We start from the raw sequence: 14354 nt of genomic DNA, 5'->3' as shown, positions 1-14354 counted from the left end.
CGGCGAGATCGGTAGAGCGCTGGTGGTTGTCGTCGACGACCAGATCGCGCACGGCGAGGTCGCCGACTCACTCGGCCCGCTGGTCGGTGAGCTGCTCAACGAGGCAGGCTTTCACGTCGACGCGACGCTCGCAGTGTCCGGCGACGAGATCGAGATCCGCAACGCGCTCAACACCGCGGTCATCGGGGGCGTCGACCTGGTGGTTTCGGTCGGTGGCGTCGGAGTCGGTGCTCGCGATGTGGCTCCCGAGGCCACCGAACCGCTGCTCGACCGCCGACTTCGCGGCATTGAAGAAGCGGTCCGGAGCTCCGGTCTCGCTGCGGGAGCGACCGACGGCGGGCTGTCGCGGGGACTCGCGGGTATCTCGGGTCAGACACTGGTGGTCAACATCGCCGAGTCGCGCGCAGCCGTTCGCGACGGAATGGCTACCGTCGCACCGCTCGCGAAGCACGTGATCGAGTCGATCAGCGAATTCTGAGCCGACGCAGGACCATGTGAATGGCGCGAGATATCAGGAAATGCGCACCTCTGCATGACTTCGGTTCACGTTGTGTTCACAAAAAGTTCGACGGCCCGCCGCTTTTCGGTTTGAGATGGAATAGTCGATATGTCGCATGAAGACTCGAATCGTGGGGCGCAGGACGGTTCACGACGGAAATCGAGGCAACGTCGCAGGATCGACGATGTTTTCGGCGACGACCTGCCCGAGACCACGTCCGATGAGAGTGACGAAGGTCACAAAGGTGTTTCTCAGGAGTGGTACCGCGCCCAGCGGCCCCCGCATTACGAGTGACACAGCGTCTCGGAGGTGGCCGACGCAGCGTGTTTTCCTTTTGTTAACACTTTTCCTGACACTGTCGTGAAGTCTTCCTGTGGAATCGTGTAAGAGAATATTGAGATCGGCCTGAGCGTTGCTGTTGCCCGTTTTGATATCGCTCGGATAACGTTCGCTGCGACAACACTCGGTCCCTGCGGGAGGCCGGGGCCGTGGTCCTGCAGTCCGATCAACGTCGGCCGGCAGCAGTGGAACGAGGGGGCTGGGAGTTTAACGCCTCGGAGAGCACGCCGAAACAGCGTGTTAACCGGAGCGGACGATGATTCCCGCGAGCCGCCAAGGTCAACCCGAGGGAACGAGTTCGTCTCCCTCGGATAACAGCCGAATCCTGTGAGAGGGAACGAATGAGCAAGTTCAGCAAGCTTGGGCGCCGCGGAGCTGCTGCGGTCGCCGTCGCCGCTGCCGCGGTGATTGGCGCAACCAGCATGGGGGCGGGACACGCGGAGGCCACCGTCTATAAGTTGGCTGACGGTTACAAGAAAGCGTCAGGCTTCGATGGCGGTGTGGTCGAAAGCTGGCGGAAGCATGAAACGGCGGGTCCGATGCCTTCTGTCGCCAATAACGGGGCGGGGCGATCTGCATGGGTATCGGGTGTCTACACCGCCAAGGCTAGTGGCGGTTTGAACGGCACGGTCGCCGTGAAGCTCCTTGTTGGGTGTCAGGTCAATATCGACGGTCTCAGCGGAGGGTTGAGCGGTGCGATCGACCTCTCGGGCACGCCCTCTGCAAGCGCATCGCTTTCGATTCCCTTGACGCCGGGCCAGGTCGGTGTTGTGTCGGTTACAGACACGAGCTTCGACAAGAATGGCTCTGCGAGCCTCCAGCTGAGCCAGTTCCAGATCGATGTTCAGAAGTGTGGCGGGTTCGCTTCTGCTCGCACAGTCGTGGTGGTTAAGGCGTCGAAGGACTACGACCCCAAGGCCGGCACGGTCAACGGTTCGGGCGGTTACGTCCAGTCCACGCTGTACGGTCAGCCCTTTAGCCTCAGTGGCTAGTTCTGTAGCAGATAACCAAATCTCTCAACACTTATCTGCTCGTGAGTAGCAGAACTCAACTCCACGAAGGGGAATCATGAAGAAGATCATCACGCGTCGCGTGGCCGCGGCTGGCGCTGCTGCCGCCGCCGCGGTTGTCGGGCTGACTTCGCTGGGTGTCGGCGCTGCCGACGCTGGCCCGCTGCCGGGGGGATCGAAGACAATCACTCTGGCGGATGGAAGCCGTGTTTCCATCAAGCTTTTTGACGAATCTGCAAACGTTCAGCGTGCAGTCACGAACGTTGCGACAAGCCGCGAGGTGTGGGCGTCGGGCAAGGTAGCCGTCACCGTCGGTGGGGAAGCGCAGGGTGCGTCTATCAATGTTGGATACATAGTCGGTTGTCAGGTCAATTTCGGGGCTAGCGGCGGCGCTGGCGGCGGCGTGACCGCCGATGCGGATGGACCGACGTTCGGCGACAATGTTCCGCAAGCGAGCGCGGGGTTCACCCTTGCTCCGGGAGCAGCCGCGTACTACCCCATCATCTCAACTCAATCGAGTGACGTGTCCAACAAGGATGATGACAACTACACCGCCAACGACTTCACGTTCACCGGGAATTCGGGAGGCGTTGCGTATAGCCAGGAACGCTTCAGTGTCGATGGCTGCGCTGGATATGCATCCGCAAAAGCTGCTGTGACGGTCAAGGTCTCAACGAAGTCGGTAAAGGCCGTTGTCACCTTGTACGGCGCGCCTTTCAGCCTCGGCTGATCACGCCTGTCGCACAACTGAATACCAACCGCAGGGCGGGAACCGACATGGTTCCCGCCCTGCGGCATTGGTGACGCCCTCCTCGGAGGTCTTCTACGAACACAGACAGATCAGGGGCGGGAACCGGAGATCCGGTTCCCGCCCCTGTGCGGTGCCGCCGCGCCGATGGCCTCGGGGATCGACCATCGACGCAGCGGAACCGTCTGCGCGGTGGCGTTGTCGGACGCCACCAGCACTCAGCTACCGATCGAGTCGGCTGCTGGGTTCAGCTCCCGAAGAAGGGGAACGGGAACCACGGACGCGGACGTGGGCGCGGCTGGGTCTGCGGCCTGCCATGGTTGTTCTGGCCCGGTCGCTGGTTGCCGTGAGGCTGAGGCATCGTTGCTCCTCCGTTGGGTTGATGTGACGTTCCGTCGGCGCCTTCTGAATCAAGATCAGCGCCAACGGATTTCAACCTAGGAACCGAACCTTGGGATGCGATGGTCAAGTCGCTGTCAAACCGCTGGACATAGCGAAACGGCCACGCCCGAGATGGGCGTGGCCGTTTCGATGTGGCGTCTGATCAGCGGGAGTGGCGTCCCGAGTCGCCGGGATTGTCGCCGGGGAACTGCGATCCCGGCGGCGGGTAGCTGCTCGGCGGGTAGTTCCCGGGCGGGGGATAGTTGCCCGGAGCCGGGTTCGGCGTCGGGTATCCGGGTTGCGGTGCACCTGGGCCGCCGGCCGGGTAGGTCGGCGGGCTCTGCTGCGGCTGTCCGGACGGCCCCTGATACGACGGTGGGTTGCCGTAGGTCGACGGCGCCTCGTACGGGGCCTGGGAAGCCGGGGGCGGCGTCGTGAGGCGCTGTGTGGGCGGTGCGGCCTCGAGCCGACCGGACGGGTAGGCGTCGGAGGACGGCGAATACGTGTCGGGGGAATCGGAAGCTCCCGAACCGGATGAGCCATCGTCACCTCCGCCCGAGTCGCTCAGATGGTCGGGGAGATCCTTCTCCGCCTCGGCCTTGGCCTTCGACACGCTGTCGGGATCCATGAGGTCGCGGATCTCGGTGAGCAGCGCAACCTCGGTGACCTCGGCCTTCTTGCCGAAGCCGCCGAGTTCGGCGAGCTTGTTGTACGGAACGATGATCAAGAAGTAGATGACAGCGGCGATGATCAGGAAGTTGATGACCGCCGTGAGCACTCCACCGATGTTGACGAACGTCGACGACTTGCCGCTGACCAACTCGAATCCGAGGCCGTCTGCCTCGTTCGGGCTCCACGGGATGGTGTTGATGATCGGCTTGATGATGCCGTCGGTGAAAGCCGTGACAATTGCGGTGAAGGCCGTGGCGATGATGACCGCTGTGGCCAGATCGACCACGTTGCCCTTCATGATGAAATCCCTGAAACCCTTGAGCACTTTCCGGTCCTCTCATTCGGTCGGTGGTACGTGCCTGTGGCGAGGTACTGACGGAATCTGCTCAGTGGTGCACAGTCCGTTCTTCGTGATGTTAGTGGAGTTGGGCATGCGCGTTGCGGAACCAAACCATGTTGTGTCTGTGCAATGAATCTTCGACGCTGTGCAACGAATCGCGAAACCACACGTCAATGCACTATTACGGCCAGTGCGACGTCGAGTCCGGCCGCCGCGACGCGGAGTGCCGATTTCTGGTCCATCGCGAGTACAACGGGCGCCGACGCCTGATTTCGCGCTGCGAGACCACTTGACGCGGGCCGTTCGGTACCCAGCGCGACAACGGCACGCTTGGCAAGTACATCCGCGTCCGGCCCGACGACGTCGACCACATCGCCCGCTCGCAATAGCGCCGATACAGCGTCGTCGGAAAGGCGCACAGGGACGAGGCGGGCATCGGCCAACCCGGCCAACTGTTGCGGCAGCCGAGATGAGAGGAGCCGTGCGTCGGTGAGAATCTCGCCGGCCCGGACCATGCCGGTCACCGTCTTGCCTGCGCCGTCGCGCGACATTCGCAGTGCGCCCGCAGGCACCATGCCGCCGGCAACCCGACGCACGACGAGATCGCTTGCGGCCAGTTCGGTGCCCGGCGCCAGATCGTGAGCGGCAACCATCACCGACTCGTCGTCGTGTTCGGCCCCGCCGAGCGTGGCAATACCCAGCGCGGCGATGACGAGTAGGGCCGCGGCGGAACGTCGAATCAACAGCGACCTCGCCCAACCCGGACGCACGGCAGCTCCCAGACGGTCGACGAGACGCGGGTTCAGACGATCTCGGCCCCGGCGGTCGAGGCGGACCCGGTCTCCACGCGATGGTTTCATGGGCGAAACGTAGTCGCCTGCGGGCATGTGTGACTGTGCCCTCGACGAGACTGTGGACAACCACTCCACCGTGCGCGGTCGGTGGATAATGTCGTGTTCCGTTAGAATCGACAACGGTGTGCCGGGAAGTCTGGTCGGCGATCCGGATCACGATCCGGATGCACAATCGACCCCTCTCGGCCTCGCTGCCGGGACAGCCCGACAGGATCACCGCATGCCAGAGCATTCTTCCGATGGACAGATCTCGAGGAACGACGCCGCCCTCGATACGTCGGTCACCGAGTCGTCCACGTCGACGGGGACACCGGACCGCACAGGACCGCCAGGCTGGCGCCGACACAATCGTCGGGAACGTTTTCGTCGAGCTCTCTCGCTCGACACCACCAGCGGCGCGCTTCTGCTGATCAGCGCCGCACTGGCCGTCCTCATCGCCAATTCCCCGTGGCGGGACGCTTATCACAGCTTTCTGGCCTACGAGATCGGCCCGGAATCGCTGCACCTCCATCTCTCCCTCAGCGAATGGGCCGCCGACGGATTGCTCGCGATCTTCTTCTTCGTCGTCGGTGTCGAACTGAAGCAGGAGTTCGTTGCCGGAAGCCTTCGTGATTTCCGGCTGGCAGGCGTGCCGATCGTCGCTGCCGTGGCCGGAATGATCACGCCGGCACTCTGTTACGTGGCTGTGGTCGGTGCACTCGATCCAGAAGCCTTGCGTGGCTGGGCGATTCCCACCGCCACCGACATCGCCTTCGCGCTCGCCGTCCTCGCGATCTTCGGACGAGGGCTCCCGCTCGCGTTACGCACGTTTCTACTCACTCTCGCTGTTGTCGACGATCTGCTCGGAATCACGGTGATCGCAGTCTTCTATACGGAGTCCATCGACTTCGTCATGCTCGGCTGCGCACTGCTGGCCATTGTCGCCTTCGGTGTCGTGGTCCGGCTATCCCGCTCGTATCGCTGGCTGTTGCTGCCGCTGGCCGTGGTCGCGTGGGCTTGTATGCACGCGTCCGGAGTACATGCCACCGTCGCCGGTGTCCTGCTCGGGCTGGTCGTGCCTGCACTCACGATTCGCGGTGAGCGGCTCTCGCGCACCGAATTGCTCGACGAGACCATCCGTCCGTGGTCTGCCGGAGTTGCGCTGCCGCTCTTCGCGTTTGCCGCGGCCGGTGTCTCGGTTGTCGGCGCGGACGAACCGTTGATCCAGCCAGTCTCGATCGGGATCGTGCTGGGTTTGTGTGTCGGCAAGATGGTCGGCGTACTCGGCGCCACAGCGCTGATGACCCGGTTCACGCCCCTACGACTTCCCGATGCCATCGGATTGCGCGACCTCATCCCTGTGGGGATGCTCACCGGTATCGGCTTCACGGTCGCCCTGCTCATCGCCGAGCTCTCCTTCGAGGAGGGCGAGCATGCCGCGCCCGCCAAGGGGGCAATCCTCGTGGGGTCGGTGATCGCAGCGTTTGCGGCCGCGGTTCTGCTGCGTTGGAATGCGCACAAGACCCGTGATCCGGACATGAATCGCGACGGCGTCGTCGACTCCGATCTCGACGTCATCGGAGGTTGAACGGACTCACCGCGGCTCAGGGCGACGTCCGGTTTGGCACTCGGAATGTACGAGTGCCAGAGTTGGTTAGAATCAGTGGCGAATCACTCAAGTCTTCGGAGGTACCGGTGCCCACTTACTCGTATGCGTGCACGGAGTGCGACAACAAGTTCGACATTGTTCAGTCGTTCTCCGATGACTCGTTGACCGAATGCCCTCAGTGCTCAGGGCGTCTGCGCAAGCTGTTCAACTCGGTTGGCATCGTGTTCAAGGGCAGCGGCTTCTATCGCACAGACTCCCGCTCGGGGTCGTCGAGCTCGGAAGCGGCGTCGTCGAGCAGCAAGTCCGACGGCGGTTCATCGTCGTCGGAGGGTTCGTCGAGTAGCAGCTCGTCGTCGGATAGTTCCTCGTCGAGTAGCAGCAGCGCGAGCACGTCGTCGAAGAGTGAGTCGAAGAGCAGCGCCGCTGCGTCTTCGTGATCGCTGCGTCTTCGTGATCGCTGACCCTTCGCGATTTTCGGGCGCCGCTTACTCCTAGTTGAGTTGTCGAAATCCCCCGGCGGGCGTGAGAGCCCAGCCGACCGGGACGTCGTAGTTGCCCGACGGTAGAGCGTCGACGACCTCGTCGTCGTAGACAACGGCGACGAGCTCAGCAGAGCTCCCGATCAGTGTTCGGTCGTAGTAGCCCGCGCCGCGGCCTAGGCGAACACCCGTCTTGTCCACCGCGAGAGCAGGCACAAGCACTACCGACGCGGCGTGTACGGCGTCTGTGCCGAGTCGTTCGCCCGACGGCTCGAGCAGCCCCCAGCGTCCTGGTTGCAGGGTGGTTGCGCCGTCGTAGCGGACCCAGTCCAGCGGTGCCGGGTCGCCGTCGGGGACGATCGGGACCAAGACGCTCACCCCTCGGTCGATGAGTGCGTCCAGCATCGCCGGTGATCCCGGCTCGGTGCCGATCGGGACGTACGCGGCCACGGTGACGTCGTATTCGAGTCGGAATGGTGCGGCGTAGATCCAGTCGGCGAGGTCGCCTGCGGCTTGCTCGCGTGCGAACGGCGACATGTCGCGTCGCTTGGCCGAGATCTCCTCGCGCAACTGATTCTTGAGGGTGGGCACCGCGACCTCCGCCTTTCTGCGCACCTGCACCTGCACTCGCCCCGCTCTGCATTCGCACTGTAGCGCCCCAAAGTGACGTGTACCGCGACGCGCGCGTCCACTGGTCAGGTGATCCACAAGACTTCACACGGACGCCGTCAGACTCCGACATTAGGGTGTCGGTATGACGTCCAGCGTGAGCAAGGCGAGCACCGACGAATTCAGCGAGTACTCGTCTGTACCGAACACCCCGCCTATCCCGAGAACGGCGGTTGTTCCCGCAGCCGGTCTCGGCACGAGATTCCTGCCCGCGACGAAGACCGTTCCCAAAGAGCTGCTGCCGGTCGTCGACACACCGGGCATCGAGCTCGTGGCCGAAGAGGCCAAGTCGGCCGGCGCTGAGCGGCTGCTGATCATCACCTCGCCGGGTAAAGACGGGGTTGTTGCGCACTTCGTCGAAGATCTTGTTCTGGAGAACACGCTGGCCACGCGGGGTAAGGCCGCGATGCTCGCCAAGGTGCGCAAGGCGCCGTCGTTGCTCGAGGTCGCATCGGTCATTCAGGAGAAGCCTCTCGGTCTCGGACATGCGGTCGGCTGTGTCGAGCAGTACCTCGACGACGACGAAGACGCCATCGCGGTCCTCCTTCCCGACGACCTGGTGCTGCCGGGTGGAGTCCTCGAGGTGATGGCCCGCACGCGGCAACGTCGAGGCGGTTCGGTGTTGTGCGCGATCGAGGTGCCAGAAGACCGGATCAGCGCGTACGGCGTGTTCGACGTCGAGGAGTTGCCCGACGCCAACAATCCCAATGTGATGAAGCTCAAAGGCATGGTCGAGAAGCCGGAGCCGAAGGACGCGCCGTCGAATCTCGCGGCTGCCGGACGCTACATCCTCGACCGAAAGATCTTCGACGCTCTGCGTCGCATCAAGCCCGGCGCCGGCGGCGAGCTGCAGCTCACCGATGCCATCGCGCTGCTGATCGAAGAGGGCGAACCCGTGCACGTCGTCGTCCACAAGGGCACCCGTCACGACCTGGGCAACCCCGGTGGCTACCTGAAAGCGGCGGTCGATTTCGCTCTCGACCGCGACGACTACGGACCCGACCTGCGCGAATGGCTCGTGCAGCGACTGGCAGCAGACTGAACCGACGCCTTCCGACTCGACGTCGGCTCAGCGCGCCTGCATCACAGATGAGGGCACTGCCGCTAACGTCATTGCCTGACGTGTGTCCGGCGAGGCGATGAGGTGAGATGCGGTCCGTCGAAGATCATCTGACGCTGGTGACCGCTGCGGCGGTGGCTCCGCGGCCGGTACGGGTGGCCATCTCCGAGGCGCAGGGATTGATGTGTGCCGAGGAGGTCGTCACCGAGCGACCGATGCCCGGTTTTGACCAGGCCGCCATCGACGGGTACGCCGTGCGGGCCGTCGACGTGGCGCTCGCCGGGGCGTCGGCTCCCAGTGATCCCGACGAGTTCGAGGAATTCGACGCGGGCGGTGCTGAGCTGGTCGACCTCGAGCCCGGCGAGCCGATGATCGTGTCGCTCCCCGTGGTCGGCGAGGTTGCACCGGGTGCGCGCACCCCGACCAGGCTTCAGCCGCGGCAGGCGGTACGCGTCGAGACGGGCGCCCCGATGCCGACACTCGCCGATGCCGTGGTGCCCCTGCGCTGGACAGACGGTGGCGAGCAGAAGGTCAAGGTCGGGCACGGCGTCGACAGCGGCGATTACGTTCGACGAGTCGGCGACGACGTGCAGCCCGGCGATGTCGCGGTCCGTGCCGGATCGATCATCGGTCCGGCGCAGGTCGGATTGCTCGCGGCGGTGGGTCAGTCGCGCGTGCTGGTTCATCCCAAGCCTCGACTGTCGGTGATCTCGGTGGGCAGCGAACTCGTCGACATCGACCGCACTCCCGGCCCGGGCCAGATCTACGACGTGAACAGTTACTCCCTGGCGGCTGCCGCCCGTGATGCCGGTGCCGATGTGAACAGGGTCGGACTCGCCGAACGCGAGTCGTCGCGACTGCGCGAAGTGGTTGAGGCGCAACTCATTCGGTCCGAGATCGTCGTGATCTGCGGCGCGGTGGGCGGTACGGCCTCGCGGGCGATCGCCGATGCCCTGGCCGACCTCGGCGACCTCGAGATCGCGCGGGTCGCGATGCATCCGGGCTCGGTGCAGGGCTTCGGCCGACTCGGCCGCGATGAGGTGCCGACGTTCCTGCTGCCCGCCAATCCGGTGAGCGCGCTGGTGACGTTCGAGGTCATGGTGCGGCCGCTGATCCGGATCGCGCTGGGCAAGCGACAGCCGATGCGACGCGTGATCACCGCACGGACGATCGGGCCGATCGCGTCCGTTGCGGGCCGCAAGGGATATCTGCGTGGGCAGTTGATGCGCGACGAGAAGTCGGGGGAGTACCTGGTGCAGGTGCTCGGGGCGTCGCCAACCGGATCGTCGCATCTGCTGGCCGAGCTCGCCGACGCGAACTGCCTGATCATCGTCGAACCCGACGTCGAGGAATTGGGTACGGGCGACGAGGTCGAGGTCGCGTTCCTCGCTCAGCGCGGATGAGTGCGTCCGGGGTGGGTCGATTCTGTTTGATCGGCGCGTGTGTGCGAGCCGGTCACACCACGACGTTCACCGAATAGACTCACTGGCGTGTTCAGATGGTTGAGCGGTGTTCCGGCCAGTCCCGGGTGGCCGGCGACGTTGGGACCATTGCTTTCTCGTGGTGGAGCGGTGACCGTGCGTCCGGTGCGGGTTCGTGATGCCAAGAGCTGGAGCGACCTTCGCATCCGCAACCAGAACTCGCTACTGCCGTGGGAGCCGACCGGAGTCGGCAGTTGGGCCGATCGGCATCAGCCGGCGTCGTGGCCACCGCTGTACGCGATCCTCAAATCCGAGGCCAGGCGCGGCACCATCCTGCCATTCGTCATCGAACTCGACGGCGCATACGTCGGACAGCTCACCGTCGGCAACATCCAACGCGGAGCTGTGCGGACCGCGTGGATCGGATACTGGATCGACCAGGCGCACTTCGGTCAGGGAATCGCCACTGCCGCAGTCGCTTTGGGCGTCGACCATTGCTTCGGTCCGGTGGGGCTGCATCGCCTGGAGGCGACGGTACAGCCGTCGAACGGGGCGTCGCAGGCGGTGTTGACCAAGCTCGGATTCCGGCACGAAGGTCTTCTCGAACGCTATATGGACGTCGACAAGCGGTGGCGCGACCACAACCTGTTCGCCCTGACTGCCGAGGAGGTTCCCGAAGGGGCCGTCGAGCGTCTGGTGCGCTCGGGGCGCGCGAACTTCTTGCAGGGCTAGTTCTCGTTGCCTGTCTGGGCGACCTGTCCTTCTGCGTAGGGTTGCCGTATGGCTGAGTCATCGGGGTTGCTCGAGATCGTGGTGCGCGGACACGCGCGCGACAGTTATCCGCCCGAGCGTGCGCTGCTCTCGCTCAGCATCGACTTCTCGGGCTCGAACCGCGAGGCCGTCTACACCGACGCTGTCGAGGTGCAGGGACGGATCGTCGGGTCGCTGACCTCGCTCGAGGCACGGGCCGCGGTGTCGACGTGGCACAGCGAGTCGGTGCACGTCTGGTCGTATCGACCGGTCGATGCGAACGGTAAGCCGCGAGAACTGCTGTACGTCACGAAGATTCGCGTGACCACTGAGTTCGTCGACTTCGACGAACTCAATGCGTTCATCGACGCCTGGGCGACGGTCGAGGGTGTTGACGTCGGTGGCGTGCGTTGGGATGTCACGCGCGAGGGGCGGGCCCAGCATGAGAGGGAACTTCGACGTCGCGCGGTCGACGATGCGGTGGCAAAGGCGCAGGCGTACTCCGACGCGGTGGGGCGGGGCGAGGTGCGGGCAGTCCGGCTCGCCGACCCGGACATGCTGTCGAGTGGACCCGAACGGATGGCTCGGGTGACATTCGCGGACGCGCCCGCTGACGCGCCGACGTTGGAGTTGCGGCCCGAGGACATCGATCTCGAGGTCTCGGTGGACGAGCGATTCGTCGCGGGATAGCCGCGGGAGTGCCGATAAGCCGGCTGACGGGGCGGCTGAGAAAGCCATATGAATCGCTTCAATCTGGCGGGAGCTCGGCGCGTCTGCGCAGTTCGCACAATGGTCGCACCTAGATTATTGGGTGGTCCGGTGTAACCAGAGTGATTGAAGGGAGAGGTCGAATGCCGAATTCCGTGCTGTGGGTCTGCCTCGTCGTGGTGTGGCTCTTCGTCCTCGTTCCCATGGTCATCAAGGGTCGACCGCAGATGCGGAAGTCGACCGAAGCCGCGCGCATGACGCGCCTTCTTCACCGCGGCGGCACCAAGGCCCGTACCTCGACTGCTCGACGCTCGGCCGGTGCACATCCGCACGACCCGTCGTGGACGTCGCGGCGCTCGTCGCGTTCCACAAGCAGCACTGCGACAGCGCTTCTCGACAAGACCGAGTCCGACGACGAGACGTCGTCCGAATCCGACACCGACGACGCTCCGACGTCGCGGAAGGCGACCACCACCAAGCGCGCAACCGGAGCGAAGGTGCACGCGCCCAAGGCGGAGTCGGACGTCGAGGCGAATCTCGACGCAGAGGATGTCGACGCCGAGGATCCTGACGCCGACGATGCCGAGACGTCCGACGAGAGTGTCACGCTCACCGGCGAACTGGTCGATGCTGACGAGGTTGAGGCCGAGGAGGCTGCGGACACCGAGGACTCTTCAGATGTCGTCGACGCCGAGGTCGAGGATGCCGAGGCTGAGGCCGAAGATGCTGAGCTCGAGGATGATTCGGACGTCGAGGATGAAGCCGAATACGACGACGATCTCGAGTACGACGACGACCTCGACGATGAGTTTGAGGACGACGAGTACGAGGACGACTACGACGTAGAAGACGACAGCTCGGACGACGACTACGACGCGGACGGCGAGTACGAGGACGACGTCGAAGATGAGTACGACACAGACGATTACGACGAAGAAGATGAATACGACGCGGAGGATGCGGACGACGACTACCTCGACGAGGTAGACGGCTACGAGAACCCCGTGCCGCGCGACAAGCGTTCCGCCGCAGCACAAGCCGAGCCGACGCACGTCGTCGAACGTGGTCGCACACGTGATGCTCGACGTTCGGGTACGTCATTTGACGAGCAGGACAGGAAGATTCGCTACCGCGAGCGTCAGCGCGTGGCCATCGCGCTGCTGACGTTGGTGGTCATCTCGATCGCGCTCGGAGCCTTCCTGGGACTCATCGGTTGGATCGCCACCGGGATCACCGTCGTGATGCTCTTTGCCTACTTGGCATACCTGCGTAGCGCGGTCCGCAACGAGCAGCGGCTACGTGCTCAGCGGGCAGCTCGTGTGGCGCGTCAGCGTCGCCAGGACGAGGAGCGTCGACGTCGCGAGATGGCTGCGCCGCAGTTCGTCCCGGTGGCCGAGCCCGCACCTCAGATGCGTAGGCCCGGCGGAGCCGTCGTCGTCGAAATCGACGACGAGGACCCGATTTTCGATCACATCCCGCCGTTCCAGCGGCGTCGTGTCATGCGTGAGGACGAGGAGTTCCGTCGGGCTGCTGCCGGCTGACGGTGATCGCTTCCGGGTGGTTCTTGATCCACTTGCTTGCGTCGGTGACGGCGTGGCAAAGCGCAACGCGCTCACCGACATACGTCACCGGGGCGCCGACAACCGGTATGTAGCCGAGCATTCCGAGGAGCTTGGGAGGGCCGGGTCGACGATCGAGTTCGTCGTTGACCTTGCGCAGGATCTGCGCCACCTCCCAGAGCCCACCGATCACCGACCATCCGCGACGCTTCTTTGTTGACGACGTGTCGTCGAAGGGGTCGGTGTTCGCCGCGGCGTCGGAACTCAGTTCTCGACCGCTCAGCACCGAAGCAAGCAGTCGGACTTGGTCTTTGCGGTCGGTGACGCCGTACTCGCGAGCGATCGCGATGAGCACGATGGCCTGGTTGGCGTAGCCGAGAGCGCTGGTGAGCGGCAGAGCTTTGGCCCACGCGCCGAAGACTCCGGGGTAGGAGACCGCAATCGTGTTGAGCGCGCCTACGCGATCGACCCACCACTTGCCGCGCTCCTTGATCGACAGCTCCGACCATCCTCGCGTGCCCGGCCAATCGGCGACATCGAAACCACGTGCAACGATGTGTCGGAGCTTGTCGAGGCGAGAACGGTCCCCCGGGTCGTCGTCGAATGTGCTTGCCTTGATTCCCAGCGGATCCGAGGAGGAGAGTGCATCGAGGATCGGGTTGATGATGGCGACCGCGCGGTCGATGGCGGTTGCGAGCTCTTTATCGGACATTGTGGCCACGCGCCGAGGGTATCGGAGCGGTGTCGACATCCGGCTTGTCGCCACGACGACGAGGCGTGTGTGAGCTTGCGCGCGGCGGCTGCTAGAGTGACCTACGGCTGATCACGCAGTGGTCACCCGGGGCTATGGCGCAGTTGGTAGCGCGACTCGTTCGCATCGAGTAGGTCGGGAGTTCGATTCTCCCTAGCTCCACCAGAAGCAGCAGAGTAGACGGCCTTTCCGGCATCGCCGAAGGGGCCGTCTTTCTGTGTGCTCACCCGGATCCAGTACATGGCGCACGTCGCCTGTGACGTACTTGCGCCGCACGTAGTGGCGTCGGGTGAGCTCCGAAGACGTATGACCGAGCTGATCGGCCGCCGCCTCCATCCCGATCTCATCGGCGAGCAGCGTGGCCACCGTTCTGCGAAACGTCTTCGGCGTGACCCACTCGAACCTGTCAGAAGGGCCGCCCGGACGACGGCCGCAGCCTGCTATCCCGACCAGGGAACACCAGGCCCAGCTCTTCGCCAGCGGCGTCGGGTGTTACGTGTGACTCAGCAGTCGCCCACGGGGCTGG

General features: G+C 64.4%; 14 protein-coding genes and 1 tRNA gene. 11 read left to right on the top strand and 4 right to left on the bottom strand.

All coding sequences use genetic code 11. The features are described from left to right. The 3 genes from GOSPT_RS20090 to GOSPT_RS20080 all read left to right on the top strand — a co-directional run. A partial coding sequence (locus GOSPT_RS20090; protein WP_005208440.1) for a MogA/MoaB family molybdenum cofactor biosynthesis protein occupies positions 1-478 on the top strand: 478 nt, incomplete at its 5' end. Between the two features lie 701 nt (positions 479-1179). Beyond that, complete coding sequence (locus GOSPT_RS20085) at positions 1180-1830, top strand: MspA family porin (protein WP_005208439.1); 651 nt, start codon at positions 1180-1182, stop codon at positions 1828-1830. Positions 1831-1906: 76 nt separating this feature from the next. Continuing rightward, positions 1907-2578 (top strand): MspA family porin, encoded by a 672-nt coding sequence (locus GOSPT_RS20080; protein ID WP_005208438.1) that lies wholly within the window; start codon positions 1907-1909, stop codon positions 2576-2578. 562 nt (positions 2579-3140) lie between these two features. On the opposite strand, the gene mscL is transcribed toward GOSPT_RS20080, so the two are convergent. Both mscL and GOSPT_RS20070 read right to left on the bottom strand, forming a co-directional pair. Beyond that, entirely contained in the window at positions 3141-3974 is an 834-nt protein-coding gene (mscL, locus tag GOSPT_RS20075; RefSeq protein WP_005208437.1) for a large conductance mechanosensitive channel protein MscL, read from the bottom strand. 185 nt (positions 3975-4159) lie between these two features. Beyond that, positions 4160-4759, bottom strand: coding sequence for an SAF domain-containing protein (locus GOSPT_RS20070; RefSeq protein ID WP_005208436.1), 600 nt, complete (start codon positions 4757-4759; stop codon positions 4160-4162). Positions 4760-5063: 304 nt separating this feature from the next. Between GOSPT_RS20070 and nhaA the strand changes: the two genes are divergently transcribed. Together nhaA and GOSPT_RS23350 are read left to right on the top strand one after the other, a co-directional pair. Further along, positions 5064-6410 carry a Na+/H+ antiporter NhaA gene (gene nhaA / locus GOSPT_RS20065; protein ID WP_005208435.1) on the top strand — a complete coding sequence of 449 codons (1347 nt, stop codon included), beginning with the start codon at positions 5064-5066 and terminating at the stop codon, positions 6408-6410. A gap of 107 nt (positions 6411-6517) precedes the next feature. After that, the gene (locus GOSPT_RS23350; RefSeq protein WP_083837502.1) at positions 6518-6868 is read left to right on the top strand and encodes an FmdB family zinc ribbon protein; all 351 of its coding nucleotides are present in this window, start codon (positions 6518-6520) and stop codon (positions 6866-6868) included. Positions 6869-6922: 54 nt separating this feature from the next. On the opposite strand, the gene GOSPT_RS20055 is transcribed toward GOSPT_RS23350, so the two are convergent. Then, entirely contained in the window at positions 6923-7501 is a 579-nt protein-coding gene (locus tag GOSPT_RS20055; RefSeq protein WP_005208434.1) for a 5-formyltetrahydrofolate cyclo-ligase, read from the bottom strand. Positions 7502-7664: 163 nt separating this feature from the next. Between GOSPT_RS20055 and GOSPT_RS20050 the strand changes: the two genes are divergently transcribed. The 5 genes from GOSPT_RS20050 (at position 7665) to sepX (ending at position 13059) form a co-directional block, all read left to right on the top strand. After that, entirely contained in the window at positions 7665-8621 is a 957-nt protein-coding gene (locus GOSPT_RS20050) for a UTP--glucose-1-phosphate uridylyltransferase (protein ID WP_005208433.1), read from the top strand. Positions 8622-8728: 107 nt separating this feature from the next. Continuing rightward, entirely contained in the window at positions 8729-10042 is a 1314-nt protein-coding gene (glp, locus tag GOSPT_RS20045; protein ID WP_005208432.1) for a molybdotransferase-like divisome protein Glp, read from the top strand. A gap of 87 nt (positions 10043-10129) precedes the next feature. Then, a complete protein-coding gene (locus tag GOSPT_RS20040) occupies positions 10130-10792 on the top strand; it encodes a GNAT family N-acetyltransferase (RefSeq protein WP_039856816.1) in 663 nt (220 codons plus the stop codon). Positions 10793-10840: 48 nt separating this feature from the next. Beyond that, positions 10841-11500: an SIMPL domain-containing protein gene (locus tag GOSPT_RS20035; RefSeq protein ID WP_005208430.1), complete on the top strand. Its 660-nt coding sequence runs from the start codon at positions 10841-10843 to the stop codon at positions 11498-11500. Between the two features lie 161 nt (positions 11501-11661). Then, the gene (gene sepX, locus GOSPT_RS20030) at positions 11662-13059 is read left to right on the top strand and encodes a divisome protein SepX/GlpR (protein WP_005208429.1); all 1398 of its coding nucleotides are present in this window, start codon (positions 11662-11664) and stop codon (positions 13057-13059) included. On the opposite strand, the gene GOSPT_RS20025 is transcribed toward sepX, so the two are convergent. Continuing rightward, the gene (locus GOSPT_RS20025) at positions 13016-13798 is read right to left on the bottom strand and encodes a hypothetical protein (RefSeq protein ID WP_039856814.1); all 783 of its coding nucleotides are present in this window, start codon (positions 13796-13798) and stop codon (positions 13016-13018) included. The genes sepX and GOSPT_RS20025 overlap by 44 nt on opposite strands. A gap of 119 nt (positions 13799-13917) precedes the next feature. Here GOSPT_RS20025 and GOSPT_RS20020 point away from each other — a divergent pair. Next, a tRNA-Ala gene (locus GOSPT_RS20020) sits at positions 13918-13993 on the top strand. Positions 13994-14354: the final 361 nt, after the last annotated feature.

This window comes from Gordonia sputi NBRC 100414 (assembly GCF_000248055.1).
Lineage (GTDB): Bacteria > Actinomycetota > Actinomycetes > Mycobacteriales > Mycobacteriaceae > Gordonia > Gordonia sputi.
Note: the sequence above shows the minus strand (reverse complement) of the source record. Positions and strands in the feature narration are given on the sequence as shown.

What these genes read in the sequence shown, in the direction of transcription:
- GOSPT_RS20085 (WP_005208439.1), top strand. Translation starts at nt 1,180, where the DNA reads ATGAGCAAGTTCAGCAAGCTTGGGCGCCGCGGAGCTGCTGCGGTCGCC.
- GOSPT_RS20080 (WP_005208438.1), top strand. Translation starts at nt 1,907, where the DNA reads ATGAAGAAGATCATCACGCGTCGCGTGGCCGCGGCTGGCGCTGCTGCC.
- nhaA (WP_005208435.1), top strand. Translation starts at nt 5,064, where the DNA reads ATGCCAGAGCATTCTTCCGATGGACAGATCTCGAGGAACGACGCCGCC.
- glp (WP_005208432.1), top strand. Translation starts at nt 8,729, where the DNA reads ATGCGGTCCGTCGAAGATCATCTGACGCTGGTGACCGCTGCGGCGGTG.
- GOSPT_RS20035 (WP_005208430.1), top strand. Translation starts at nt 10,841, where the DNA reads ATGGCTGAGTCATCGGGGTTGCTCGAGATCGTGGTGCGCGGACACGCG.
- sepX (WP_005208429.1), top strand. Translation starts at nt 11,662, where the DNA reads ATGCCGAATTCCGTGCTGTGGGTCTGCCTCGTCGTGGTGTGGCTCTTC.
- GOSPT_RS20050 (WP_005208433.1), top strand. Translation starts at nt 7,665, where the DNA reads ATGACGTCCAGCGTGAGCAAGGCGAGCACCGACGAATTCAGCGAGTAC.